Annotated in this window: 21 protein-coding genes and 2 pseudogenes; 14 read left to right on the top strand and 9 right to left on the bottom strand. The window is 61.1% G+C overall.

Annotation, left to right across the window (positions count from 1 at the left end; genetic code table 11):
* Nucleotides 1-180: 180 nt before the first annotated feature.
* Together ACVWWD_RS28925 and ACVWWD_RS28920 are read right to left on the bottom strand one after the other, a co-directional pair.
* The gene (locus ACVWWD_RS28925) at nt 181-1,407 is read right to left on the bottom strand and encodes a cytochrome P450 (RefSeq protein ID WP_352597195.1); all 1,227 of its coding nucleotides are present in this window, start codon (nt 1,405-1,407) and stop codon (nt 181-183) included.
* Entirely contained in the window at nt 1,404-2,057 is a 654-nt protein-coding gene (locus ACVWWD_RS28920) for a GNAT family N-acetyltransferase (protein WP_023785192.1), read from the bottom strand. Before ACVWWD_RS28920 ends, ACVWWD_RS28925 begins: the two co-directional genes overlap by 4 nt.
* Nucleotides 2,058-2,133: 76 nt before the next feature.
* Here ACVWWD_RS28920 and ACVWWD_RS28915 point away from each other — a divergent pair, with 76 nt between their 5' ends.
* Together ACVWWD_RS28915 and ACVWWD_RS28910 are read left to right on the top strand one after the other, a co-directional pair.
* A complete protein-coding gene (locus tag ACVWWD_RS28915; protein ID WP_023796669.1) occupies nt 2,134-3,150 on the top strand; it encodes a hypothetical protein in 1,017 nt (338 codons plus the stop codon).
* Between the two features lie 337 nt (nt 3,151-3,487).
* A complete protein-coding gene (locus ACVWWD_RS28910; protein ID WP_156939460.1) occupies nt 3,488-3,640 on the top strand; it encodes a hypothetical protein in 153 nt (50 codons plus the stop codon).
* A gap of 27 nt (nt 3,641-3,667) precedes the next feature.
* Here ACVWWD_RS28910 and ACVWWD_RS28905 read toward each other — a convergent pair whose 3' ends face one another.
* The gene (locus tag ACVWWD_RS28905; RefSeq protein ID WP_352550164.1) at nt 3,668-4,798 is read right to left on the bottom strand and encodes a site-specific integrase; all 1,131 of its coding nucleotides are present in this window, start codon (nt 4,796-4,798) and stop codon (nt 3,668-3,670) included.
* A 241-nt stretch (nt 4,799-5,039) separates the two neighbouring features.
* Here ACVWWD_RS28905 and ACVWWD_RS28900 point away from each other — a divergent pair, with 241 nt between their 5' ends.
* The 4 genes from ACVWWD_RS28900 (at nt 5,040) to scpB (ending at nt 7,946) form a co-directional block, all read left to right on the top strand.
* Complete coding sequence (locus tag ACVWWD_RS28900; protein WP_023796671.1) at nt 5,040-5,336, top strand: hypothetical protein; 297 nt, start codon at nt 5,040-5,042, stop codon at nt 5,334-5,336.
* Nucleotides 5,326-5,913 carry a type II toxin-antitoxin system VapC family toxin gene (locus ACVWWD_RS28895; RefSeq protein ID WP_352550163.1) on the top strand — a complete coding sequence of 196 codons (588 nt, stop codon included), beginning with the start codon at nt 5,326-5,328 and terminating at the stop codon, nt 5,911-5,913. The genes ACVWWD_RS28900 and ACVWWD_RS28895 overlap by 11 nt, the downstream gene beginning before the upstream one ends.
* A gap of 369 nt (nt 5,914-6,282) precedes the next feature.
* Complete coding sequence (locus tag ACVWWD_RS28890) at nt 6,283-7,239, top strand: DUF1403 family protein (protein WP_352550162.1); 957 nt, start codon at nt 6,283-6,285, stop codon at nt 7,237-7,239.
* Nucleotides 7,240-7,241: 2 nt separating this feature from the next.
* Nucleotides 7,242-7,946 (top strand): SMC-Scp complex subunit ScpB, encoded by a 705-nt coding sequence (scpB, locus tag ACVWWD_RS28885; RefSeq protein WP_352550161.1) that lies wholly within the window; start codon nt 7,242-7,244, stop codon nt 7,944-7,946.
* Between the two features lie 41 nt (nt 7,947-7,987).
* Here the strand turns inward: scpB and ACVWWD_RS28880 are convergent, their stop codons facing one another.
* The 4 genes from ACVWWD_RS28880 to ACVWWD_RS28865 form a co-directional block, all read right to left on the bottom strand.
* Complete coding sequence (locus ACVWWD_RS28880; RefSeq protein WP_352550160.1) at nt 7,988-8,080, bottom strand: hypothetical protein; 93 nt, start codon at nt 8,078-8,080, stop codon at nt 7,988-7,990.
* Nucleotides 8,077-8,673 (bottom strand): hypothetical protein, encoded by a 597-nt coding sequence (locus tag ACVWWD_RS28875; protein WP_352550159.1) that lies wholly within the window; start codon nt 8,671-8,673, stop codon nt 8,077-8,079. The genes ACVWWD_RS28880 and ACVWWD_RS28875 overlap by 4 nt, the downstream gene beginning before the upstream one ends.
* Nucleotides 8,674-9,076: 403 nt before the next feature.
* Nucleotides 9,077-10,123, bottom strand: coding sequence for a DUF4274 domain-containing protein (locus tag ACVWWD_RS28870; protein WP_352550152.1), 1,047 nt, complete (start codon nt 10,121-10,123; stop codon nt 9,077-9,079).
* Nucleotides 10,124-10,370: 247 nt separating this feature from the next.
* Nucleotides 10,371-12,161 carry a DUF1963 domain-containing protein gene (locus ACVWWD_RS28865; RefSeq protein ID WP_352597042.1) on the bottom strand — a complete coding sequence of 597 codons (1,791 nt, stop codon included), beginning with the start codon at nt 12,159-12,161 and terminating at the stop codon, nt 10,371-10,373.
* Nucleotides 12,162-12,452: 291 nt separating this feature from the next.
* On the opposite strand from ACVWWD_RS28865, the pseudogene ACVWWD_RS28860 reads away from it, so the two are divergent.
* Nucleotides 12,453-12,731 (top strand): annotated as a pseudogene (locus ACVWWD_RS28860) (helix-turn-helix domain-containing protein); the annotation flags it as partial.
* A 15-nt stretch (nt 12,732-12,746) separates the two neighbouring features.
* Here ACVWWD_RS28860 and ACVWWD_RS28855 read toward each other — a convergent pair.
* Nucleotides 12,747-13,193: pseudogene (locus ACVWWD_RS28855) on the bottom strand (IS110 family RNA-guided transposase); the annotation flags it as partial.
* 414 nt (nt 13,194-13,607) lie between these two features.
* On the opposite strand from ACVWWD_RS28855, the gene ACVWWD_RS28850 reads away from it, so the two are divergent.
* The 6 genes from ACVWWD_RS28850 to ACVWWD_RS28825 all read left to right on the top strand — a co-directional run bounded on the left by ACVWWD_RS28850 (nt 13,608) and on the right by ACVWWD_RS28825 (nt 20,682).
* Complete coding sequence (locus ACVWWD_RS28850; RefSeq protein WP_352553699.1) at nt 13,608-14,714, top strand: substrate-binding domain-containing protein; 1,107 nt, start codon at nt 13,608-13,610, stop codon at nt 14,712-14,714.
* A 516-nt stretch (nt 14,715-15,230) separates the two neighbouring features.
* Nucleotides 15,231-16,220, top strand: coding sequence for a substrate-binding domain-containing protein (locus ACVWWD_RS28845; RefSeq protein WP_352553697.1), 990 nt, complete (start codon nt 15,231-15,233; stop codon nt 16,218-16,220).
* Nucleotides 16,221-16,291: 71 nt separating this feature from the next.
* Nucleotides 16,292-17,806, top strand: a complete 1,515-nt coding sequence (locus ACVWWD_RS28840; RefSeq protein WP_352553695.1) for a sugar ABC transporter ATP-binding protein — start codon at nt 16,292-16,294, stop codon at nt 17,804-17,806.
* A 7-nt stretch (nt 17,807-17,813) separates the two neighbouring features.
* Nucleotides 17,814-18,812, top strand: coding sequence for an ABC transporter permease (locus ACVWWD_RS28835; RefSeq protein ID WP_352553701.1), 999 nt, complete (start codon nt 17,814-17,816; stop codon nt 18,810-18,812).
* A complete protein-coding gene (locus ACVWWD_RS28830) occupies nt 18,809-19,834 on the top strand; it encodes an ABC transporter permease (protein ID WP_352553693.1) in 1,026 nt (341 codons plus the stop codon). Before ACVWWD_RS28835 ends, ACVWWD_RS28830 begins: the two co-directional genes overlap by 4 nt.
* Nucleotides 19,831-20,682 (top strand): sugar phosphate isomerase/epimerase family protein, encoded by an 852-nt coding sequence (locus tag ACVWWD_RS28825; protein WP_352553691.1) that lies wholly within the window; start codon nt 19,831-19,833, stop codon nt 20,680-20,682. Before ACVWWD_RS28830 ends, ACVWWD_RS28825 begins: the two co-directional genes overlap by 4 nt.
* 471 nt (nt 20,683-21,153) lie before the next feature.
* Here the strand turns inward: ACVWWD_RS28825 and ACVWWD_RS28820 are convergent, their stop codons facing one another.
* The gene (locus ACVWWD_RS28820; RefSeq protein ID WP_352733492.1) at nt 21,154-22,077 is read right to left on the bottom strand and encodes a LysR family transcriptional regulator; all 924 of its coding nucleotides are present in this window, start codon (nt 22,075-22,077) and stop codon (nt 21,154-21,156) included.
* A 102-nt stretch (nt 22,078-22,179) separates the two neighbouring features.
* On the opposite strand from ACVWWD_RS28820, the gene ACVWWD_RS28815 reads away from it, so the two are divergent.
* Nucleotides 22,180-22,872: an alpha/beta hydrolase gene (locus ACVWWD_RS28815; protein ID WP_352553689.1), complete on the top strand. Its 693-nt coding sequence runs from the start codon at nt 22,180-22,182 to the stop codon at nt 22,870-22,872.
* Nucleotides 22,873-23,097 lie beyond the last annotated feature (225 nt).

The following is a 23,097-nucleotide window of genomic DNA, read 5'->3' as shown; positions in this document are numbered from 1 at the left end:
ATGCGGTTGTCCGCGGACAACTGAAGTCAGTGAGACGAGGATGATCCAGATCGGCCATCGGGAAAGCCACGACATCGATATTTTCCTCGACGACCCTCAATTACTCGGCTTCATCCGCCTGTCGCACAACGTCGTGTGAGCGGGCAGATGATCCCACGGTGTTAAGAAGCAGCGTGGAATTCAAGCGGGTGGCCGATCGCCCCGCCGGATCATCGGAGCGGTTTGCAGGCCGTGGAAAAGCACTGAAGGCCGCCTTGAAACCCGTGAAGTATCCAGGCGCCAGCCTTTGGCCCAGGTGAACAAGGCCTCCAGCAACACTGCCAGCTCCACCCGGGCAACATGCTGGCCAAGGCAGGCATGAAGTCCGGTACCGAACACGAGGGCCGATGAACTGCCGGCCTCCAAATCCAGCCGATCGCCGGTCGGAAAGACTGAAACATCTCGATTGGCGCTCCCCAGAACGGGCACGACAGCCTGCCCAGCCTTTATGATTGCGCCACCAAACGACAGATCATCCGCCGCGATGCGGGCCCCGGCATATTGGACCGGCGCGCAGAAACGAAGCAGTTCTTCCGCCGCGGCTGACCAACCGACATTCCCATTTTCAAGCAACGACAGCTGCCGCGGAGAATTTGCCAGCGCAACCAGCGCATTGCCGAACGTGTCCACGACCGTCGCCTGGCCGGCAAAAAGCAGGAACACGATGTTTGCAACGGCATCGTCTTTGCGCCAGCGACCGGCATCGACTTCAGCCAGCATCTGGGCAGAAATGCCATTTGGGTGCACGGCGCCGCGTTCTATCGCGTGCAATACCCATGCCTCCAACCGACGGCAGGCCTGGTTTGCATCCTCATTGATGCCGCCAATCCTCATATCCAGCGCATCGGCCATAAGCTTGGCGTCGTGGCCGGTGCGCCATGGGTCATCTATGCCGATGCCGAGGATCTGCTCCAGGCCGGCGAAGGCGAGCGGCAGTCCTATATCGGCGACCGCATCGAACTCCGGCTTTTGCACGGCGGACTGCACGAGTTGCGATGCCCTGGACGCAAGCTGGTCGAACAGTCCCCTGCCGGCGGCAAACGTCATCGAACCAGCCAGTGGGCGGCGCAAGCTCATGTGCCTGGGCGGATCGGACAACAGCATGGAACGGGTCAAAAAATCCAAGGCCGGATTGGCGCTGATCTTCTGCCTGACTTCCTGATAGGCGCCCGGTGGCGCTTGCAGCAGTAAGGGGTGTTTCAAGGCCTGCGACACAAGCGCGTGGCTGAACACGTAGAACGCTTCACCAACTTCCGGGTAAGGGGGCCTGCCCCAGCTGGCGCCACCTGCATTGCGGCGACGGGCGAATTCGGGAAACGGATCGCCGTCGAGTGTGAACGGATCGAAAAGGTCGACTTCGGCTGTCATGGGTCGAGATCAACTGCGAAGATGACGCGAAACCCGCCGGAGCTCAGGTCCTCGGGCAGAAAGTTCGGCGCCAGATGCAGAAATTCACAGTGCAGAACGCGCCTGTAGAAGCGCAGAAGCGGGTCCTTGGTTATCGACTTGACTGAAGGCATTACCCCTGTGCGATGCCAGTCATCGATGATCTGGCGAAATGCCGGATCCGGCCGAACCTTGTCGGGAAAGTCGTCCTGCGCTCCGGCATAGGACGGGCAACGTCCATCGCCGACCAGCCAACGCACGCCGACCTGGCGGCCATGGTCGATCAACTGTGACAAGAGGCGGCGCGCCATGTCGGTGCCGCGAAACTCCGGCCGCACGCCAAGATTGTAGACGTAGAGCGATCGTGCCGGTTCGCTCCTGGCAAGCGAACAATAGGCGGCGAAAGTCCTGGGGAAGTTTTCCGTCTGGCGAGGGTCCTGGCTGGTCTCCACGAAGCAGATCGCACCAGCAATAGCGTTCTCGACCATGGCCACGATCATTACGTGCCCAAGTAGAAGCCGGCGCCGGATCGTCTCTTCGCTGGCGCCAAGCGACCCCCAGGCCGCCGTCTCCATCGCAACCATGAGCGGGATATCGGCTTCTGCGAGGTGACGAAATGTGACGGCCGTCATCCTGGGGGTGGTTGTTCGTGAAATGCGCGATTTCCTTCTGCCGGCCGTTGACGATACATGAGGGAGGGGGTGTTTCATGATTTTCTACATTTGTCATCGCTCACATGCCAACACTCTGGCAAGCCTGCTGCTCTATTTTCGCACCGATCTGCAGGATTTTGTCCGGGTCGTTCCCCATGACGAAAGCGCGCGTCTGCTCGGGATATCCCGTGGTTCGGCCATCTGGACGGATTTGGACCGCCTGAGCGATGCCGAGGTCGAGGCAAGCGCCAATCTCTGCGAGCGCGTGAGACTGCAGCAGCCCGATCTCTTCCAATTCAATCACCCCCGGCAAACCGTTCAGCGTTTCGATCTGCTGCGCATGCTGTTTTCGGATGGCACCAATGGTTTCAACGTATACCGGCCGGAAACACTGCCCGAGAAAATGCGGTTCCCTGTCTTTCTGCGCGACGAGGCCGGAGCGACCTATAAAACGCCGCGGCTGCTGTCATCACGAGCAGAGCTCGACCAGGAGCTTTCGAAGCTCGGCAAGATGAATTTTGTCCGCCCGATGGTGGTCGAGTTCGGATCGAAAGCGGCGCCCGACGGCAGCTATAGAAAATACGCGGCCTATCGCATCGGCGAGCACAGCTATGCGCAACACTGCTTCGCCAGCGAGCAGTGGTTTGTTAAAGATCCGGGCAAAGGCATGTCGGGACAGCAGCTGGCCGAACACGCCGCCTATGTTCGCGACAATCCGCACGCGGCTGCGCTGATGCCGATCTTCGACAAGGCCAGGATTTCATACGGTCGGATCGACTACACCATTGTCGACGGCCGCGTCCAGGTGTTCGAGATCAACACCAATCCCACTGTGCTGAACTACCCGCCGACACCGTTCGACACCTACGATTCCCAACCCTACGCGGACATGCATGCGCGGGCTCTGACACGGTTGCCGCATGCGGACGATCCCGTGTCCAGTCCCGACATCGACAAGACGCATCTTGAGATCCTGGCCGCCTTGCGAAAAAAGTACCGTCGCAAGCGGGTGAAGCTGACGATTCGCCGGGGCTTGCGCCATTTCCGGGGCGCCATGTTCGGCGGCAAGTAGCAACGAAGCCTGCAAACTTTCGTGATTTGCCGTGGTTTTGGCTTGGACATTATTTCGCCGGACAGGGCTCCGCCCTCACGACCCCCAGCCACAAGAAACGCCATCCCGCAATTCTCGCTTCCTCGGCTGCGCATCGAGCGCTGCGAACCGGGCGGTTGCCCCTGACGATTTTCTTGTTGTTTCCCCTAACCCGGTCTCGCCGACGGGCAGGGGTTAGACGGCGCTGAACCCCAAACCAAAAGAGACCGCCAGATCATGCCCCGCCGAGTGGCGTAGCTCGGCGGTGACCAAGCCGCTCGCGAGCGCGCCCTCAACAGCGCTGTAAACCAAAGAGCGGATGGAAAAGCTCAACCCGGAATTCGTCGGTCGTGCCATTGCGCAACTAATGATCTTGCCTGACTACGAGGCGTCGGCCGCCGACAGTTTGGTCACAGCGATCACTGTGTTCGACGAGGTGTTGTCATCAAAGAACTTGACCACCTCACCCTAGCGATCAACAGGGGAGGGGCGAGGCTTTTCAGAGCCCGGACGCCTTTGTTAGATTGACTCGAAAACGGTCACGCCGTCGTTGATACTTGCGTGTCATCTCCGCCGAGGCGTGGCCAAGCTGCTTTTGCACATAACGCTCGTCGACCTCGGCTGAGGAGCCGAGGCCAGCGCGCAGCGAATGGCCAGAAAATTTTTGGCCGCGCTCGTCCTCGGAAAGATCCCCGCGCACGCCGGCGGCCAAGGCCGCGCGTTTGACCAGCCGCGCCACCTCCTGATCGTTCAGCCGCTCGGACCCCACCGCTTTGCCCTGACCGGTGACGCGGCGGAAGAGGGGGCCATGGGCGATACGGGCCAGCTTCAGCCAGGTCTGCAGGGCGACGACCGGGCAGGTGGCGTCGGACGAGCCGCGACCAATTTCGACCTCGCGCCAGCCGGTCTTGCCCCGCAATGTAACCAGCACGCCCTTGTCCGGGAAAAATTCAATCCAGCCGCGACCGTCCTCCGTTTGATCGCGGCCAAGATCAAGGCCGACGATTTCGGAGCGGCGCAACCCGCCTGCAAAGCCCAAAAGCAGCATGGCGCGGTCACGCAGACCGCGCAGCGTGCCGCGGTCGAGCGTCTCCAGCATCGCAACAAGATCGTCGCGCAGCACAGCTTCCTTTTGACGGGGCGGGGCGGCGTGCGTGTTGCGGATGCCGGCGAGCACGGTGGCGATGTGGCGGTCCTTCCGGTCAAGCGACTGGCCGCGCTGCGTGTAGTTCCAGGTCAAGGATGACAGGCGGCGCTCGATCGTCGCCACCGCCTTTTTGTCCCTTCCAGTGCCCGAAGCCTGCGCGGTGATATAGAGGCCGACGGTCTGCGGGTCCGGCGGCGATGGATCTAAAGACTGGCGCCGGCACCAGGCGCAAAAATGCTTCCAGTCGGCTGCGTAGGCGCGACGGGTGTTCGCCGAACTTGCTGCCTCGACATAATCGCGCGCGCGGTCGGCGAGCTTTTCGAGATGCGTAGGCAACGATGCCTGCCGCTGGTCGAGGACCGGCGGGGAAGGGGAGGGGTCTTCATCCGGCCGCCCCATCTCCATGACGACGTCGACAATGTCCGGCAGGTCATCTGGGTCGATTGCGGCGGCGGAAACCATCAAGTTGCGGGCATTGCCCATTAAGTCTCGTCCATTTTGATGTCGCAGCACTGCGATTCTTGGGCCAAGGTGCTGCCAAAGCTCGGAATTGTCCACAGCGAGCTGCGTGGCTCTGCAAGATTTGCGTCCCGTCGGATCCGAGTATCGCATCACCGGGAGCAGGCCTGTCCTATCCAGTGATGACCTCTTGGGAGGCGGTCTCTCCTTGCTTTCATGTTCAACATTCTTTATATTCCGTTCAACAGATGGAGATCCCAGCAAGATGGCCATACGCGGCGCAGCGGCAGATGCAAGTGAGGAGCGGATCGCCCACACCCGGAACCGCCTCGTCCTTGAGCAGGCGAGGGCGGTCGGCCTGCTTGGCGCGGCCAAGAACACTCGCCTTTCCGGCAGGGTGCCGTCGGAACTGATCGAGGCGGCAAAGAAGCGCGCGCATGTGACCTCCGACACCGAGCTGCTTGAGCTCGCCTTGTCGCGGCTTGCCATCGAGGACGATTTTGGCGCCCGGCTCGTCGGCCGCAAGGGCAGCATCCCCGCGGACATTGATCTTGGCGTTTGATCTAGGGAGCGCGCTGCGTTCCCTCAAGCCACAGCGGCGTACCGGAGGGCTGGAACGGCGGCCGGATTCCGCTCTGTCCTGGGCAGGGGACCAGCCGCCTGTCGGTAGTACCCTGCTTCTCGACACCAGCGTCTATCTGGATGTCCTGCAGGGACGCACGCCCGAAGTCGTCGATGACCTTCTAACCTATCGGCTTTGCCACCACTCCGCCGTTTGTCTTGCCGAGCTCAGCCACGTGTTCGGCCGGCTCGACCCGGCGCACCCGAGGACGAAGCCGGTCCTGAAAGTGGTTGCGGACACGATCGACGATATCCCCGCGCACCGGCTGCATGCACCAGACGCCACCGCCTGGGGACGCGCCGGCATGCTTGCCGGCCTGTTGTTCCGGCTGAGCCATTTGCCGAAAGGGGAGGGGCACGAACGCCGCGTCCTAAACGATGCGCTGATCTTTCACCAAGCCGGTCTTTTGGGAGCGACAGTTCTGACGGGCAATGTTGGAGGTTTCGATTACCTCAGCCAGCTTGTTCCGTCGGTGGGGGTGATCTTCTACCGGTCGGCGCCGGGTTTGCATCCGTAGGGTTGAAAGCGTCGGTGGGGAGATATGCACTAAACCCTCACCCTCGTTCAGGAGAGGCCGTCCTGCTGTGGACGGCCCGCAGCGACGATCAGCGTGATTTTGGGCTTCTGCTCGACGAGAGAGACCTTTCAGGCGATGTCCGGCAATCGAGCGCGAATCCGGTCCGCGCAAGGAACGCGAATTCTCGTCGATCTGACGCCGAAAGGGGACGTCCGGCGATGAAAAACGAGCCACGGAGGTCATTTCAGGCACGCATTTTGAAAACGAGCGATAATGCAAGATTATCGTTCGTTGCATGTCGCCGACAGGCTGTGCGTTTTTATTCAGGTATAGTGGTATAAAGCGCACCGCCGATTTATCATTCGTGGCATGATTCGTGCCGATCCTTTGCATGTTGTCTCACCGCCCCCATCGCGCGTGCCGGCCTGGGCGTTGCCGGGCGGACCGGTCGATCGTGACACCGATGCCGCATTCTGTGCCGGCGCCGCTCTGAATTCGCTCGATAATCTGGTTCGCTCCGAACCGGCCTTTGCCGGCGCCTGGCGCCAGCGGCTGGCACTGAAATGCGCCGCCGCGGCCGTGCGTCTTGTAGGCCGCTCCGAGGACGAGGCGGCGCTGCGCGACGCCTGGTATCTGCGTCCTGCCGACGGCGATCCCGGTCCCGCCGGCAACCTTTTGGCCGCGTGGCGGCAGCTGGCCTCGCGGCCGCCGGCGATCGACGCCGAAACATTGAGCGACGTGGTCGCGCTGCTCGGCCTGTGCTGGGACGACGGTTTTGCTGATCTTCCGGAAGCGATCGACGAGCTGGGCCGATCCGGCCGCCCGGCGCCGTTTGCCGCCGCGGCGATCGCCACCCAGATTGCTGCCCTGTCGCCGACAGCGGAACTGCTGGCCTGGTGGTGCGCCGATCTTGTGCTGGCGCAAAAACTGCGCTGGGCTAAACCGGTGCCGCTGCTGATGGCCCAAGCGTTTGCGCCTTCGTTCCGAACCGGTCACAGCCGCGCTAAACGAATTCGGCCAGGACAGCAAAAGGAATTTGAGCGCGCCGTGTGCATGGCGCTGGCGCAGGGCGCGGCCAACGCTTGCGGATTGGCCGCAGACCTCTCCCGGCGCTCCGAGCGGCTTGTGGCGGTCGTGCCAAAGCTGCGGGCCAAGGGGGCAGGGGACGTGATCAAAAAACTGCTCGACGACGATGCCGTGTCAGGCTCGCTGACCACCAAGACCCTGTCGCGGTTCGGGGCTCGGCGGCTGTTCGAGCGGCTGCAGACATTCGAGGCGGTACGGGAGCTGTCCGGTCGCGACTCCTTCCGGCTGTTTGGATTGTGACGATGGTCGGATCCGCGGCACGCAAAGGGCAAAACAATCAGCAGTCGACGCTGCTCGATACGGAACTCGAGCACCTGCCGCAGGAGCTGCGCTGGCGCGAATGGATGGGCCGTGTCGAAGCGGTGGTCTTCGCGGCCAGCGAACCGGTCCCGCGCGAGGTTTTGGCGCGCGTCGTTGGCAAAAGCTGCAATCTCGACCTGGTGATCGACGACATCCGCGCCGAGCTCGCCGGCCGCCCCTATGACCTGGTCGCGGTCGCCGGCGGCTGGCAGCACCGGACCAGAAAAGTTTTTGGCGATGCCATTCACGCAGCCTTCGGCACCGCGGCGGGCGAGGGGGCAAAAGAATTGTCGCAGACGGAGGCACTCGTGCTGATGTGCATTGCCTATTTCCAGCCGATCACGCGGGGCGAGCTGTCGAGCTTTTTCGGCAAAGAGGTGTCGCGCGACCTAATCGGCGTGCTGCGCGCGCAGGCGCTCATCGCCTCGGGGCCGCGCAGCCCGCAGCCGGGCGCGCCTTACACCTATGTGACGACCAAGAATTTTCTCTCGCAGTTCGGGCTCGACACGCTGCGCCAGCTGCCGGACTTCGAGGCGCTCGAGGACGCAGGGCTGCTGTCGAAGGAAAAGTTCCTGGCTGGCGGTATTCCAGCCGGTTTGGCTAACGGGGAGGGTGAGGACGATGTCATTGAGGAGCAGGTGTCGTGAGCAGGGCGTTGTCGCGTGCGACCACAGTGACAGTCGATGACTCAGGACCAGGACGACTGATCGTGCGGCAGGCGGTGATCAGGATCGTGGACCGCGACATGATCGCCGTCGACAAGGTTGGCTGGAAAGATCACCAGGTTGGTGCCACCGGCGTGACGCAGCGATGGAAACAGGATGCCGCGAAGGCCGGCGGGTTATGGGCTACGACGGCCAGCGTGACATAGTCGATGAAGAGCCGGCTTGCCTGATCCGGCGCGTTGAAAGCCGGCATTAGAGCCGCGCTTAGCGCCTGCATCGCGGGATCGTCCGCACCGCGGCCGTGCTCGTGGACCAGATCCCCGATTCGCGCCACGCCGGCGTTGTCCGTGACAGCGTTGAACGCCGCGCGCGGGATATAGAAGTGCAGCGCGTCCATCTGATTGTTGACGAGCATGACGGGCGCCAGTCTCAGGTCGATGAACGTGGTTTGTCCGGCCAGCACCGGCGCTTCCCGAACAGCCCTGCCGTCCTCCCAGAGCTGGAAGCTTGGATTGTCCAGCATGACATAGCTGGCGAAATAGGCATCCTCCAGCGGCTGGGGGTCCGACAACTCGTATGTCGGCGCGTATTGCCGCAAGTAGGTGGCGGCTACCTCCGACTTGCGCAGGGTTTTCGACACCAGGGCTGGGGCTTCTTCCACCCCGAAGCGCCTGGCGAAAGCCCGACCATACGCTTCGCGGCCCTTCAAAGCCGTAGACTCGGCGAAACGTGCATAGTTGACCCTACTGCAATACCCGCTCTCCAGCTTACACTTGATAGCTCGCCCGGCGACATCATGCGTTGCAAATTTCGTTCAAGATGGGTTTGCTCGACCGCGATCGCCTGTAACCGGATTTCCGTCCGCTTTGCGCCTATATCGGAAGTTGAGGTGATCTCTGAAGCCGCCTGAAAGCAGACAATTCGCGGACCATGCTGCAGATCGCGGTTGCGTCAGTTCCGGGACATCCAAGTGATCCTTTTGCCGGCGGGGCATTCGCGTTGCAGCTATTGCACTGCCCCCCGGCTGCCTCGAACGGAAAGGCTCTTTGGCCTCAGTCAAACTACTTGGGTCGCCAAACCGAGAGGCGCACCGGGAGACGTGTCGACGCTGATCAGTTGATCCCGAACGCTGGGATGTCTAAGCCTCCGAACCGGTTTTCGCGCTCGATGCGGCGTCCGGCACCGCTTGTCTGAAGGTTGGCCGGAAGGACAGCGGCCAGCTGGCCGGGTGTTGGCTTATACCGGCTGATAATCTCGACGTTTCGTGACAAGTCGAACTCGATCGCCGAGCGCCGATAGAAGCCGCGTTCTATCCTAGCTTTGATGTCCATCATCATGTCGAATGTCGTCAAATCTGATTGCTTCTCCGCAACGCGAGACCGGTCGCCTTCGAACTGCAGATAAAATTCAGGGCTACTGCCAAAGAAGACGTGCAACGCCGTCGCCAGATCGCAGTCTTCGCGCCGGGTGATCCAGAGCAGCGGCGCAAGGCCGTAATCCCAATTCCAGTTCAGCGCCGCCACATGGCGTTGATCCGGATCGGCTTGGCGCAGCCAATTGGCATAGCGCACGAATTCGCTTGGCGAGTAGTCGTCCCATGGCTGGCAATGTTTAGCCCAGGTCAGGAGCATGGCGTCGTCGTCGGCGCTTATATGTTTCCAGGCGCTGGCCAGTTCGCGTCGCTTTTGTTCCTTCTCCGACCGCTCCTTCCAAAACGCCTGCCGGGCGTCGATGATCCTCGAATGACCGGGTTGGCAGATGGTCAGTTGCTCGAGCGAGTCTTTCCTGAACATCAACATGATTTCAAACCCCTCATCCGTGTTGCCGCTGAGATACCTGACATCGGGATGGGTGATCTCCATCGTGGCAAGTCCGAGTCTGGCGATCTCGTTGTCGGCGTCCAATCGAGCCATCCCGATTGCGAAGCCATAGAGGCTGATGGAACCCGGAAAGGGGGATCTGAAGTCGATCTTTTCCACGATATGGTCGCTGGCGATTCCGCTGGGATCGTTGTTGGCGCTTGGCCCGAACCCGAACTGCACGCCGAATTTTCCGCCACGGCTGTGTTCGGACCACTTCTCGCGTGGAAATGTCTCCTCGATCCGAGCTTGCGTCATTAGTGGGCGAAGCTGAACAATCTTGCTGATATAGTCATCCATGCTGGCGTAGATTGCCTCTAACGAGACCTTGGGACAACCGCCCGTATGCTTTTTGGACACGGGCAATCAAATCGTCGTCACCTGCCGTCGCGCCCATCGTCCTCAGCCGTCAGCCGATCGAGTTCGGCAAACAACCGCTCTTCCGAAGCTGTCCGCTCCGTCGCCGACTCCCAGAGTCGCAGCAGAGAATAGTGCCCGAACCGATAAAACAGCGGGCCGACCAGCGCCCGCGGGAGACACCCTCGCTTCAATGGCTCTCGAAGGTGAGCACGGTGTTCTCGAAGCGCCGCGCCGCTAGGTCGGCCGGGCGGATCCAGTATTGCGCCGCGCCGGCGTCGCCCATGTGCCAGTCGAGCGCATTGTCCCAGCGAAGCTGGAGCAGAAGGATGTGCTCGGGCGCCATCAACTCGGCCGCGTCCTGAATGGCGACGCCGCGGCCCAGCATCTGGTGCTGTGCGTATGAGCCGTTCTTGCTGAAGTCTGGATCGCGCAGCACGCTGTGCCGGTAGCGGAGCGCCTCGACGACAGCGTCGGGCATCTGCGCGATCCCGTCCGGATCGGCGAGCGCGCTTTCGGCGCCTTCGACCGCCGCCCTCGCGATCCACTCGTTCAGCACCATAGGCAGGCGCTTGTGCATATAGTGGCGCTCGAGCACACCTTCCGGCAGCGCGCCGGCGCGCAATTCCTCGAGTAGCGCAAGGAGCTCGGTCCGTTGGTTCTCGTCGAGGGCCTTGCCACGCTGGGCCTCTCCGGTGGTTGCCAGCTGAAAAATCCGCCAGCGGTCCTTTTCGAATTGCGTGTAGCGTTCGAGCAGGGCGGAGAGCCGAGACCGCTCCGGGTCCTCGGACCTCGCCGGCAGGGTGTCGAGCCGCGCCTTGATCCCGATGGTCTCCTCCTTGATGTATGACTTCAGGTAACCCAGCAGGACCTCGGCGGTCCGGCGGTTAGTCGGAAACCCCTCGAACGGGATCCAGAGCCGGTCCGTGGGCTTGCCGTGCGCGGAGAGCGCGTCGTTCCAGGAGACTGGCGCGCCATGAAACGCGACGAGCTGCTGGCGGCGGCGCTGCTTGGCGACCTCCCATGGGAAGCCGTCGCCGGCATCCGGGTCGCCTTCCTCCACCTCGGCGACGTCCTCCAACCAGCCGAGCTCGATCTCGATGCGCGGATAGAAGCGTGGATAGACCTTCTCCGGCTTGTCGTGCCAGGTCAGCCAGGGATATCGGTAGCGAGCGTTCTCGGCGCCGTCGATCGGCTCCAGAAATCCGGGATTGTGCTGAGGACCCCAGTCCTTGCGGGCCTTGCCTTCGACATAGCGGACGACGAAGTGGCTCGCATCGCCGTCGAAATTGCCCGACATCGGCGCGAAGAAATAAAGATAGCCGTGCGCGGGAAGCAGCGAGCGTGCCGGCCCGTCGGGCAGCGCGCCAAGGTCGACTTGGCCCATGAAGGTTAGCGGCTCGAGCAGCCCCTTGCGGTTGTGGATCATCGGCCAGTCCAGATCGTCGGGCGCCAGCGGCACGCCGCCGAAAAAGCTCATCGTGCGCTGCGGGTGGCGCGGTGGGAAGACGTGGCGGATGGCAAGGCAGGCCCGCGAGGCGAGGGTGATCGCCGCACGGTCGGCATCGCTGGTGGGCGGTGCCTTGCGCTCGACATGCGCGCGGATCTTCGCCCTGTGGGCACCGTCGGAGCGTTTGGCCTGCGCCTGGGACTCCGCCACCATCTTTGCGGCGGCGTCGCCGCCTGCAGCCTTGGTGCGCCGGCGAGCGAGGTCCGCGGCAGGGCGAGCCTGCCCGGCCGCGCGGGCATTCTCGCGGGTATCCGCCGCCTCGCGTTTCGCTCGAGCCTTACGCAGGCTGCGGCGAGCCCGAAGAAACGCCAGGCCGATCCCTCCTATCGGGATGAGAAGCAGGAGCGTTCGGCGCAGGAGAAGCGGTTCGATCATCGCGCCGTTCCATGTCTCGACGCCGGCCACCAGCATTATCATCGCGAAGACCGCGACTAACAACGTGGCGACGAAGGTAAGGATGGCATCGAGCATTTGTGTCCCCGCCACGAGCTGTCACGTCGAAAGTGACCCCGCAACGAAGATCGTATGGCTGCGACGGCAAGTCCAGCCTGTGCACGCGTTGCCGCCCAAACAGGGTGGTCATGTTGCGAGCATGCCTCCGTCCAACATGATGTCGGCTCTTAAAGATTAGGACACCAAGCTGTCGGATTGCTGTCCGCCCATTCCAGGTACATGTCCGATCCAGGCGAATGGCAGCTTTGCGCCGGTGGGTTCAACCGGTCGCCGCAACACCTTTAATCTGAGAGGATTGGGAGGTGTCGCATGGTGACGTCACGGATCTGGTTTACCCCGGAGCAGAAGGCCGAGCTTTGGGAGCGGTGAAAGCAGGGTCAGAGCATTTCATCGATCTCGCGGGCACTAGACCGCCGGACCAAGGGCGGCGTTCAGCGGATCGTATCCTTACACGGCGGCATTGCTCCGTCAGCAAGGCGTAGAGCGGCCTCGGCGCTCGAGCTGGGGGAGCGCGAAGAGATCTCTCGCGGGATTGCGGCAGGTCTTGCCATCCGCGCTATTGCACGAAGTCCGGGGCGATCCCCATCCATTCCGCCTGATCGGCGCTACGATCCCGAACTCGGATAGGTGTGCCCGCAACGCGTTCGATATCTGCGTGCGCTGGCGGTTGAGCATCAACCGGACCCGGTGCAGCATCATCACACTTTGCTGCTCGGGTGATTTCACAGGCACGAAGCGCATGGTCGGCCGAGTGACCGCCTCGCAGATCGCCTCTGCATCTGCGGCATCATTCTTCTGCCGCTAAGGCTTCACATATTGTGCCGGCAGTAACCTCACATCGTGACCACGTGCGATTAGCTCGCGAGCCCAATAATGCGACGAGCTGCAGGCTTCGATACCGACCAGGCAACGTGGCAGGCTCTCGAAGAATGCCATCACGCGCCCACGCGTCAGCTTTCTGCGAACGACAACCTCACTCGCCGCATCCACCCCGTGGATTTGAAACACTGACTTCGCAATATCCAGACCAATCGTCGTAACGTTGCCCATCATAGATCTCCTCCAGCTTCTGGCCCCACGATCATACCGCAGGGCGGGAGGAGAGCCGTCCACCGCATCACTAGCCGACTGTCTGCTTAAGGCGTGTTCACGGCGACAGCGGTCATTCGCATTCCGCAGAAGATCCGTCCGTTGCGCGCCGAGGCGCACAATCGCGCGCTGTGCTTTCGCCGCTGCTTGAAAGATCGCCCGCTTGTCGGAGCGCCATCAACCGGTGAAAAATCCAAGCTGCGGACGCTCCCCGACGATCACCTCAGGAAGAGGCTCCCCAATCCGGCACGCAGTCACCTTGTTAGACCCATAGTGTTCGTTACACGTGGACGTCTGCCTACGTCTGGTCTAACTAGGCGGTGATGCATCCAAGGCGCGCAGCTTCCGCCGCGTTATTGAAGCGGGGCATCCCAAATGGCGAAGAAGTCTTTGCGGCGAAAAACTACGATTTACGATATCGCCTTGGCTGCCAAGTCATCGCCGACGGCGGTCAGCTTGGTCCTCAACGACTCTTGGCAGCAGCACCGCATCAAGGCGGAGACGGCGGCAACGATTCTCGACTGGGCCGAACGGCTTGGCTATGCGGTCAATCTCAAGGCTCGGGGGTTGCGGCTATCTCGGTCGGGATTGGCCGGAATGATTTTGCCGCATTACCGCAATCGTTTTTTTGCCGGCCTCGCGGAGGCCTTCGAAGCGGAAGCGCGCGCCCGAGGGATGTGCCCAATTGTGGTCAGTACGCATAGGAATCCGGACAATGAAATCAACGTGACGGAAACGCTCCTGGCGCAGCAGGTCGAATTCCTCTTCATTGCGGGGGTTCGTTGCCCAGACCCACTTAATGATTTGTGCCGCGCCGCCGCCGTGCGGTGCATCAATGTCGACTTGCCGGGCTCTCGAGCGCCCTCGGTCGTTTCCGACAATTACGGCGGCGCAAGAGCGCTGACCGAAGTCGTGATCAGCAAGCTAGAGAAACGGCGCAGCGCGACCAACGATCTGTTTTTCTTCGGGGGAGTCCATGACGATGACGCTACGCGCAGCCGATTGCTTGGCTTCAACGATGTTCTGGCAGCGCACGGGATTGCTCCCGGACCCAGAACTGTTGATTGCTGCGGGTACGCGCCCACCAATGCTGCTCGGTCGCTGGCCGCGCGATACGCAGAGCTGGGACATTTGCCAGCTGGCATGTTCATCAACGGGGTGACTGCGCTGGAGGGGGCCTTGCGGTTCCTATCGACGTTGGCTCCAAGTGAATTGAAACAGATTGTTGCCGGCAGCTTCGACTGGGATCCATTCGCCGCATATCTTCCATTCGACGTAACAATGGTACGTCAGAATGTCGAAGTCATGATTGCCGAAGGCTTCAAGCTTCTCGAGAACCATTCCGTGGACCATTTTCCGCTCGTGACGGTGCCAACCAGTTTCGGCAGAACCGGCGAGCATGAAGGCGCCCAGGAAGACTGGGATTCCACGCCCAATGGCGATCCCGGCTCCAGGCAGAACGCCAGCGGGATGGCCCGGTAGTCACGATGGCGACGTGCGCCACGTCGGCGTCCCCCAGCGCTCGCGCGTAGCCTGCTCGAAAAGAGTGCATCGATTGCCTGGGTGCAGATCAAGCTGACCGGGAACCTTCGTGCGGCCCAATGACGGGATGGTGATGCATCGCTCGCAATGTCCAGAACTCCTCGTCTCGCTAGATACCGGATTGCATCGTCAACCGTACGGACCCCAGGCTTCGTTGGCATTTGGCGTCCCCTCCCCAGCGGGTTCGGGTGTGGCTCTTTCGGTCGGGTCTTCTTGCTGCACTTGGGATGCTGACAGCCTCGTTGGGGTTTCTATCAAAAAATGCCTTGCTAAATCTATTTAGCACCCTTGACCCAAAAGGATCCAGGCCTTCTTATGTTGCAGGAGGAGGGGCGCTCTGGGCTCGACCAGCTCCAGAGCGTCGGCGGAGGTGCTGTTGCTTCTCCGCGCGAGCGCACAGGAAACCGAAGTTTAAAGTTCCAAAAACGCGCGCGAGAAAATGCAAGGGAGGAAGCTATGTTAGGAAAAGCGATACTTGTTGCTGCGCTGGGTGCAGTACTCTTTGTAACCGCAATCGATGCACAGGCGAAGGACGTCAAGGTTGGAGTTGTCGTGAAGATCGGCGGCATTCCCTGGTTCAACGCCATGGAAACGGGGATCAAGGAAAAATCCAAGGAACTCGGCGATGACGGCTTCATGGTGGGGCCGACCAGTGCCGATCCGGCGCTTCAGGTGCGCGCGATCGAAGATCTCATCGCTCAGGGTGTCAATGCCATCGGTGTCGTGCCGAACGATGCCAATGTGCTCGAGCCGGTGCTGAAGAAGGCCCGTGATGCCGGCATCACAGTCATCACCCATGAATCGCCCGATCAGGTGAACGCCGATTGGGACTTCGAGATGGTGTCCGCAGTCGGCTTCGGCGAGGCGCATGCGAAGCTGTTCGCCGACAAGATGGGCGGCAAGGGCAAGTATGTCGTCTATGTGGGCTCGCTCACGGTGCCGGCGCACAACGCCTGGGCTGATGCGGCCATCGCCTATATCAAGAAGAACTATCCGGACATGCATATGGTCGGCGATCGGTACGGCGTTGCCGAAAGCGCCGACGACAGCCGCAAGACGGCGCTGGACGTGCTCGCGGCCAATCCGGATCTCGGTGGCTTCCTGACCTTCGGTAGTCAGGGCCCGATCGGCGTCGGCCGTGCGCTCGACGAGCAGAAGCTCGGTGACAAGGTGGTTCTCGTCGGTTCGTTCTCGCCCAGCCAGGGCAGCGCGATGCTGAAGTCCGGCACAATCGACGGCGGCTTCATGTGGAATCCGCTCGAGGCCGGCAAGGTGTTCGTGACCCTGTCCGATTATCTGGTGGGTGGCGGCAAAGTCACCGATGGCATGACTATCGAGGGTCTTGGTGTGGTGCATCCCGACTTCAAGACCGGCACGATCATCGTTGATGCGAACCAGCCAATCACGGTCGACACGGTTGATGGTCTGGCGGCCCTCGGGCTGTAAGCGGCGGACCAAGGCGCCGGGGTATCGTCCTCGATTCCGGCGCCTCCTTCCCTACAACCAGGGTCCAGTCGATGAGTTTTTCCGTGTCGACAGAGGAGAACCGGGCAGCCGTTCTCTCGCTCCGCAATATTAGCGTGACGTTCGGTGGTGTCAGGGCACTGCAGGATGTCAGCTTCGAAGTGCTGCCTGGCGAAGTGCAGTGCATTGCCGGCGAGAACGGCAGTGGCAAGAGCACGCTCATCAAGGTCGTTACAGGCGTCTACCAGCCGCTCGCGGGCGCGCAAATCGCCTTTGCTGGCAAGGCCGTCGACGTCATGTCGCCCGCCGCTGCGCGCGCCTCCGGCGTCGAGGTGATCTGGCAGGACCTAGCGCTTTTTCCCGAAATGACCGTCGCCGAAAATGTCGGCATCCGCTCTGTACTCGGCGCCTTGCCGCGCATCGTCAATCATGGGGCCATGCGCGACACTGCACGACGCCTGCTGGCCCGGCTCGGCGCCGATCTCGATGTCGATGCGCCGCTGCGCACCTTCGCCATCGCGCAGCGCCAGATCGTCGCGATTGCCCGGGCCCTCGCCGGCGACGCCAAAGTGATCTTCATGGACGAGCCGACGTCTTCGCTTACGCAGTCCGAGACCGATCGCCTGCTCGATACCGTGCGTACGCTCGCCGCCGACGGCGTGTCCGTGGTCTTCGTCAGCCATCGGCTCGCGGAGGTGCTCGAAATCTCGAGCCGGGTCACCGTGCTCCGTGACGGCAAACTGGTCGGTGTCTATCCGACTGAGGGCATGACGCAGTCGCGGCTCACCGAGCTGATGACCGGCAAGACTTTTGACCAAGGCGTGCGGACGAAAGACCATTCTGCTTCGCCGGTTGTGCTCGCTGTCGAAGGGTTGACGCGAGCCGGCGACTACGCCGATGTTTCACTGACCATACGGCGCGGCGAAACGGTTGGTCTGACTGGCCTGTTGGGTGCCGGACGGACCGAACTGGCGCTCTCGATCTTCGGCATGTTGCCTCCAGATCGAGGGCGCGTTTTACTGAACGGCAAAGCGCTTGGCCTAAGGTCCAACCGCGATGCCATCCGTGCCGGTATCGGCTACCTCTCGGAGGACCGTCTGGCGCTCGGATTGATCCAGCAGCAATCAATCGCCGACAATCTCGTCATTTCAGTGCTCGACAAGGTACTCGTTCGTGGCTTCATCTCCTTCACCAAGAAGGACAAATTGGTGACCCGCTGGATCGACGAGCTGGCCATTAAAATCGGCCGGCCCACCGATGCCATCTCGACGCTTTCGGGTGGCAACCAGCAACGCATCGCTATCGCGAAGTGGCTCGCCGTTGGGTTGAAGCTCATCATTCTCGATGCGCCGACGGTGGGTGTCGATGTCGGTGCCCGCGCTGGCATCTTCGAGATCGTGGCGCGGCTTGCTGAGGCAGGGCTCGCGATCCTCCTCATCTCGGACGAAGTGCCGGAGGTCTATTTCAACGCCGATCGCGTGCTGCACATGGTGGCCGGCCGCATCGTCACCGAATATGATCCTCGTGCCGTTTCGCTCAGCGATCTGGAGGCTGCGGTCTATGCGTAGCCTCAAGATCCCCAAGCTCCTCCGAGGCAATCCGACCGAGACCTGGCTGATCATCGTTCTGTTGATCATCTGCGTCAGCCTGTCGCTAAGCAGCGACAAGTTTTTCACCATCGCCAACCTCTTCAACCTGCTCAACACCAGCTCAACGAACCTGATCTTTGCGGTGGGCCTGCTGGTGGTGTTGATCGCCGGCGGCATCGACATCTCGTTCGCCGTCGCGGCATCGGTGGTCCAGTATGTGGTGGCTGTGGTGCTCGTCAGGATTGGCGGCGGCGACTGGTTCATCGGCATCGGTCTCGCCGCCATCGCTGGCATCGCACTCGGCGCCGTCAACGCAGCCTTGATCTACTACTTCCGCATCATCTCCATCGTCGTCACCATCGCGACTTTCAACATTTTCTTCGGGGTCCTGATGTTCGTCACGCGAGGCGTGTCGATCTACAATTTGCCCGAGTGGTGGACGCATCGCACGATGCTGATCGAGTTCCAGCAAGCCAACGGCAACTGGACCGGCTTGGCCCTGCCCGTTGGCATCATGGCGATCTGTGTGATCGCCACCTGGGTGTTGATCCGGCACACCACCATCGGCCGGCAGCTCTATGCGTTCGGAGACAATCCCGAGGGGGCGCGGCGGCTCGGCATCAACATCGCCGCCATGCACTTCATCGCCTTCGGCTGGCTCGGCTTGATGGCGGGCATCGGCGGGCTGGTGCAGGTCCACTATGCGCAGGAGGTAGTTCCCAATGCGCTGATCGGCCGCGAGCTCGATGTGCTGGCGGCCGTGGTGCTCGGCGGGGCGCGTCTCGGCGGCGGGCGCGGCACGGTGCTCGGCTGCATTCTTGGCGTCCTACTGGTGTCGGTGACGCAGAACGGGCTCAACCTGCTCGGCATTTCGCCCTACGCCTTCAAGATGATCATCGGCGCAATCATCCTCATCGCCATCACCCTGTCGAATGCCCCGATCGGCCAGATGTTCGTGGCCCCGCGGCAACGGAGCGGAACATGAGCGAAAGCGTCGCCCCGGCTACCACGCCCCGGCAGAGTCTCCCCAGGCAGTTGGTAACAAAACTCGGTACCGAGAACATTGGTCTGCTGTTGGCTCTGGTCGCCGTCATTGTCTTTTTCGGCGTGCTGTCGCCACGCTTCCTGTCGATGGCAACCTTCGACTCCGTCGCGTTCCAGCTTCCCGAACTCGGCCTTCTCACACTCGCAATGCTAATGCCGATCATCTCGGGCGGCATCAATCTGGCAGTGACGTTCACGGCCAATCTCTGCGGTCTCACTCTCGCCTGGGTGCTACATGCCAATGGCGGACCGGACGCGAGCATCTACGCCTTCCTGTTGGGCTCCGTCCTCGCGGTGGGCGTCGGCGCAGGCAGCGGTTTCGTCATGGGTCCAGTGATCGCCTATACCGGCGCGCACCCCATTCTCGTTTCGCTCTCGATGATGATCTTCCTGCGTGGGCTGGGCGAGTTCTTGACGCGCGGCGCCGACATCTCTGGATTCCCGGAATTCATACAGCCGCTCGGGCACGGCTATGTCTTCGGCGTGCCAATTCCGCTGTTGATCCTGATCGCGGCTGTGATCGTCTGGCATCTGCTGATGACGCGCACCCGGCTCGGCTTTTCCAACTACATGGTTGGCTCCAACATTGAAGCCACGCGCTATTCGGGCATCCCGACGCGACGGGTGATCACGCTGATTTACGTCCTATCCGGCGCCATGTGCGGCATTTCCGGGATCATTATGCTGTCGCGCTTCAATTCGGTGCGTGTCGGGCATGGTGAATCCTACGTACTGATCACGGTGCTCGCCTGCTTCCTTGGCGGCGTAAATCCGTTCGGTGGTTTCGGCAAGGTGGTGTCGGTGTTCCTGGCGCTTATCATTTTGCAGCTGCTGTCGTCGGGTCTCAATCTGATCGGCGCCAGCCAGCATCTCGCCACCGCCATCTGGGGCATCATGCTCGTCGGCGTCATGATTTTGCGATGGGTTGCGGGGCAACTCACTTTTCTGAGGATCAGGCGATGAAGGGCTTTGGCGTTCATACCAGCATGTGGACCAGCGGCTGGACTCCGGCGGGCGCGGAACACACCCTGCAGGCGATCAAGAAATACAATCTCGATTTCATCGAGATCTCGATCGCCGACCCACAGTCAGTCGATGCGGTGCATACGCGTAAATTGCTCGCGGCAAATAACATGCAGGCCGTATGCTCGCTCGGCTTGCCCGAACGCGCTTGGCCCTCGGTGCGTCCCGACGCCGCCATCGAGTTCCTCAGCGTCGCCATCGACAAGGCCGCCGACATCGGCGCCGAAGCGCTGTCGGGAGTAACCTTTGGCGGCATCGGCGAGCGAACCGGCGTGCCGCCAACCCAAGGCGAACTCGACAATGTCGCGCGGGCCATGACGGCGGCCGCCAAATACGCCAAGTCGCGTGGCGTTGAGATCGGCATAGAGGCGGTCAACCGCTACGAAAACCACCTCATCAACACGGCGGCGCAGGCCGTGGCGCTGGTCGAGCGCATCGGCATGGACAATGTCTTCGTCCATCTCGACACCTACCACATGAACATCGAAGAAAAGGGCATGGGCAACGGCATTATCACTGCCCGAGATCATCTCAAATACATCCATCTCTCGGAATCCGATCGCGGCACGCCCGGCGAGGGCAACTGCCACTGGGACGAGACTTTTGCGACGCTCGCCGCCATGGACTTCAAAGGTGGGTTGGCAATGGAGAGCTTCATTAATATGGACCCCCTGTTGGCATTTGGACTAAGCGTCTGGCGCCCTGTCGCCGACAGCGAAACGGTCGTTATGGGTAACGGCTTGCCCTTTCTCCGAAACAAGGCGCGGCAGTACGGTTTGATCAAATAGGTATATGCATCCATAGCACGCTGTCTGTAGTCATTGTCTCGTCCTTCGAGCACGGCGGTCCTACCTTGGCGACGTGCGCGCAATTGGACGTGAATGTGGCAAAGTCGATGGATTTGACGTCCGTGGCATGCTGCCCTCCGACTTCAGGCTGCCATAGGCTCTTGAGTCTGATTATGGCATAACATCGACCTATAGACCTGCCATCCGAAATGTCCGCTGCCAGGCGATCGAAATGCACGTTTTACGCCCGAATGAGGCGCAAAACCCACCGAAGGTTTTGGGCCGGCAGCGGAACGCAGCATCTGGTCGGCCAATGCGCGAAAGCGGATCTTGGTAGGTCCAATCGCCTCCATGACCCTTGCGACTAAAGCCGGTCATCCAACGGCGCATTCTGCGGGCCTCAAAGTGGACCGTCGGATATCAGCCTAGACGGACGTCCCTTTGCTGCTGATGCTTTGGACCGTAACTTTACTATAGGGTTTGGGCATACCGGATGATGCTCTGATTTTGAACGCTTTCGATCAACTCATCCGCACGGGACAGAAGTCGATGGAGCAAAGGTGATGAGTTAGCATCGGCATACCCCAAAGTAAGATCGACTGTCGGAGGCACACCTTCGAGCGCTCTGGCAACGACGTTCGGCGTCAGCATATTCTGTGCATACAGCGGAACGAGCGTAACTCCTCCCGTAGACGCGACCAATGACATTGCCGACGATATGTTCTCGCCTTCGTACTTTGCTTTCAGCGTGATTCCGGCGGTCGATGCGTAGGCCTCGATCACTGCTTGCAATACCGGAGACGTCCTCGCCGAGCTGACGTAAATTTCGCTGGCAAGGTCCTGCGGCCGGACTTTTTTGCGCGAAGCCAGATGATGGCCCGCTGGCAGGATGGCGATCAGAGGCTCCTTCGTCAGCAATTTAAAGGTCAGCCCCAGGCTCTGTTTCTCGGGGCGAAGGAAGGCCATGTCCAGCTTCCCGCGCATCAAAGCGAGGGCAAGTTCAGGGGAAGACAGGCTGCACAGCGTGACTTCCGTATCCGGTACTTCTTCGCGGATGACGCGCAACAGATGAGGCAACCACGTGACCTCGAGCCCTACGAGAAATCCGATGGACAGTACGGGCCTGTTCGGCTGCGCCGCCCGCTGAGCACCATCGACCGCGGCCTCGACCTGCAGAAGAGCGAGCCGGGCATGATCTAGGAAGACGCGTCCCGCAGGGGTAAGCACTACGCCGCGTGCCTGCCGCTCGAGCAACATCACGCCGATTTCGGCTTCCAAATCGCGAATCTGTCGGCTCAGCGAAGGCTGCGATGTGTTTAGCCGCCGCTGGGCAGCGGTTAGCAGACTACCCTCCTCTGCGACGGCAACGAAATAGCGTAAATGTCGGAGTTCCATGGGTCACCGTTATACTTTTGAGGCATAGGTCGAACGTACAAAGTCTTTGTCGCCGGTGGAAGACAGATCTACGTCTCGTTTGATCAACCAGGAGACGGCAAAATGTCCACAACATCCAAGCTGACCATCGTATTCTGCCACGGCATCTGGGCCGACGGTTCATGCTTCAACAAGGTGATTCCAGCGCTCCAGGCAGACGGTCACGAAGTCATCTCTGTTCAATATGGCCTGGATTCGTTCGAGGAGGACGTGGCGACTGTAAAGCGGACACTTAACCGCGTCGGCAATCCCGTCCTCCTTGTCGGGCATTCCTACGGTGGTGCTACCATTACCGCCGCCGGCGTTGACGCTCGCGTCGTGGGGCTCGTGTTCATCGCAGCAGTTGCCCCGGACGCCGGCGAAACGGTGCAGAACCAACTCGATAAGTACCCATCGGATATCTTCACGCGGGTCGAGGTCGCGGATGGACGCGCCTGGATGTTGCCTAATGGCCCTGAATTCTTCGCCGGCGACCTATCCGAGGCAGACCAGAAGCTCATATGGGCTACCCACTATGCGCCCGTTTTCGATCTGTTCCATCAGCAGAATCTCAGCGCCGATCGAATCGCATGGAAGTCAAAGCCGAGCTGGTATGTTCTTGCCACGAAAGACCATACCGTACATCCCGACCTGCAGCGCTGGGTCTCGAAACGCATGGGCGCTGATGTCACCGAGGTGGTGAGTAGTCACGTGCCGATGCTTTCCCATCCTGCCGTCGTGATCGACGTGATCCGGAAGGCAGTGGCCGCAGTTTAGAACAACTGACAAAGGCCTAATCGGGAAGGGAGGAGACCGCGCGAGGCGGGCCTCTCCCTCTCTCTTTTGCCGACGCGAAGGAGCGCATGACGCTAGGCTCGTGGTCAAAGATCCAATGATTGGATAGAATTTTAGGTGGGTCAGCTCGAGGCCGAGCGAGATGATGAGCGAACGGCAGCTTTCAGAATAATGATCGAGCGGGCGAACGGCAGCTTTGCGCCGGTT

It is taken from the genome of Mesorhizobium sp. URHB0026, assembly GCF_054059755.1.
The sequence above is the reverse complement of the archived record's forward strand: the minus strand, read 5'-3'. Positions and strand labels throughout refer to the sequence as shown.

Coding starts and splice junctions, on each gene's coding strand:
- ACVWWD_RS28925 (WP_352597195.1), bottom strand. CDS start 1,407: ATGACAGCCGAAGTCGACCTTTTCGATCCGTTCACACTCGACGGCGAT.
- ACVWWD_RS28890 (WP_352550162.1), top strand. CDS start 6,283: ATGATTCGTGCCGATCCTTTGCATGTTGTCTCACCGCCCCCATCGCGC.
- ACVWWD_RS28910 (WP_156939460.1), top strand. CDS start 3,488: ATGGAAAAGCTCAACCCGGAATTCGTCGGTCGTGCCATTGCGCAACTA.
- ACVWWD_RS28840 (WP_352553695.1), top strand. CDS start 16,292: ATGAGTTTTTCCGTGTCGACAGAGGAGAACCGGGCAGCCGTTCTCTCG.
- ACVWWD_RS28825 (WP_352553691.1), top strand. CDS start 19,831: ATGAAGGGCTTTGGCGTTCATACCAGCATGTGGACCAGCGGCTGGACT.
- ACVWWD_RS28865 (WP_352597042.1), bottom strand. CDS start 12,161: ATGCTCGATGCCATCCTTACCTTCGTCGCCACGTTGTTAGTCGCGGTC.
- scpB (WP_352550161.1), top strand. CDS start 7,242: ATGGTCGGATCCGCGGCACGCAAAGGGCAAAACAATCAGCAGTCGACG.
- ACVWWD_RS28820 (WP_352733492.1), bottom strand. CDS start 22,077: ATGGAACTCCGACATTTACGCTATTTCGTTGCCGTCGCAGAGGAGGGT.
- ACVWWD_RS28830 (WP_352553693.1), top strand. CDS start 18,809: ATGAGCGAAAGCGTCGCCCCGGCTACCACGCCCCGGCAGAGTCTCCCC.
- ACVWWD_RS28915 (WP_023796669.1), top strand. CDS start 2,134: ATGATTTTCTACATTTGTCATCGCTCACATGCCAACACTCTGGCAAGC.
- ACVWWD_RS28905 (WP_352550164.1), bottom strand. CDS start 4,798: ATGGGCAATGCCCGCAACTTGATGGTTTCCGCCGCCGCAATCGACCCA.
- ACVWWD_RS28850 (WP_352553699.1), top strand. CDS start 13,608: ATGGCGAAGAAGTCTTTGCGGCGAAAAACTACGATTTACGATATCGCC.
- ACVWWD_RS28815 (WP_352553689.1), top strand. CDS start 22,180: ATGTCCACAACATCCAAGCTGACCATCGTATTCTGCCACGGCATCTGG.
- ACVWWD_RS28920 (WP_023785192.1), bottom strand. CDS start 2,057: ATGACGGCCGTCACATTTCGTCACCTCGCAGAAGCCGATATCCCGCTC.
- ACVWWD_RS28900 (WP_023796671.1), top strand. CDS start 5,040: ATGGCCATACGCGGCGCAGCGGCAGATGCAAGTGAGGAGCGGATCGCC.
- ACVWWD_RS28870 (WP_352550152.1), bottom strand. CDS start 10,123: ATGGATGACTATATCAGCAAGATTGTTCAGCTTCGCCCACTAATGACG.
- ACVWWD_RS28845 (WP_352553697.1), top strand. CDS start 15,231: ATGTTAGGAAAAGCGATACTTGTTGCTGCGCTGGGTGCAGTACTCTTT.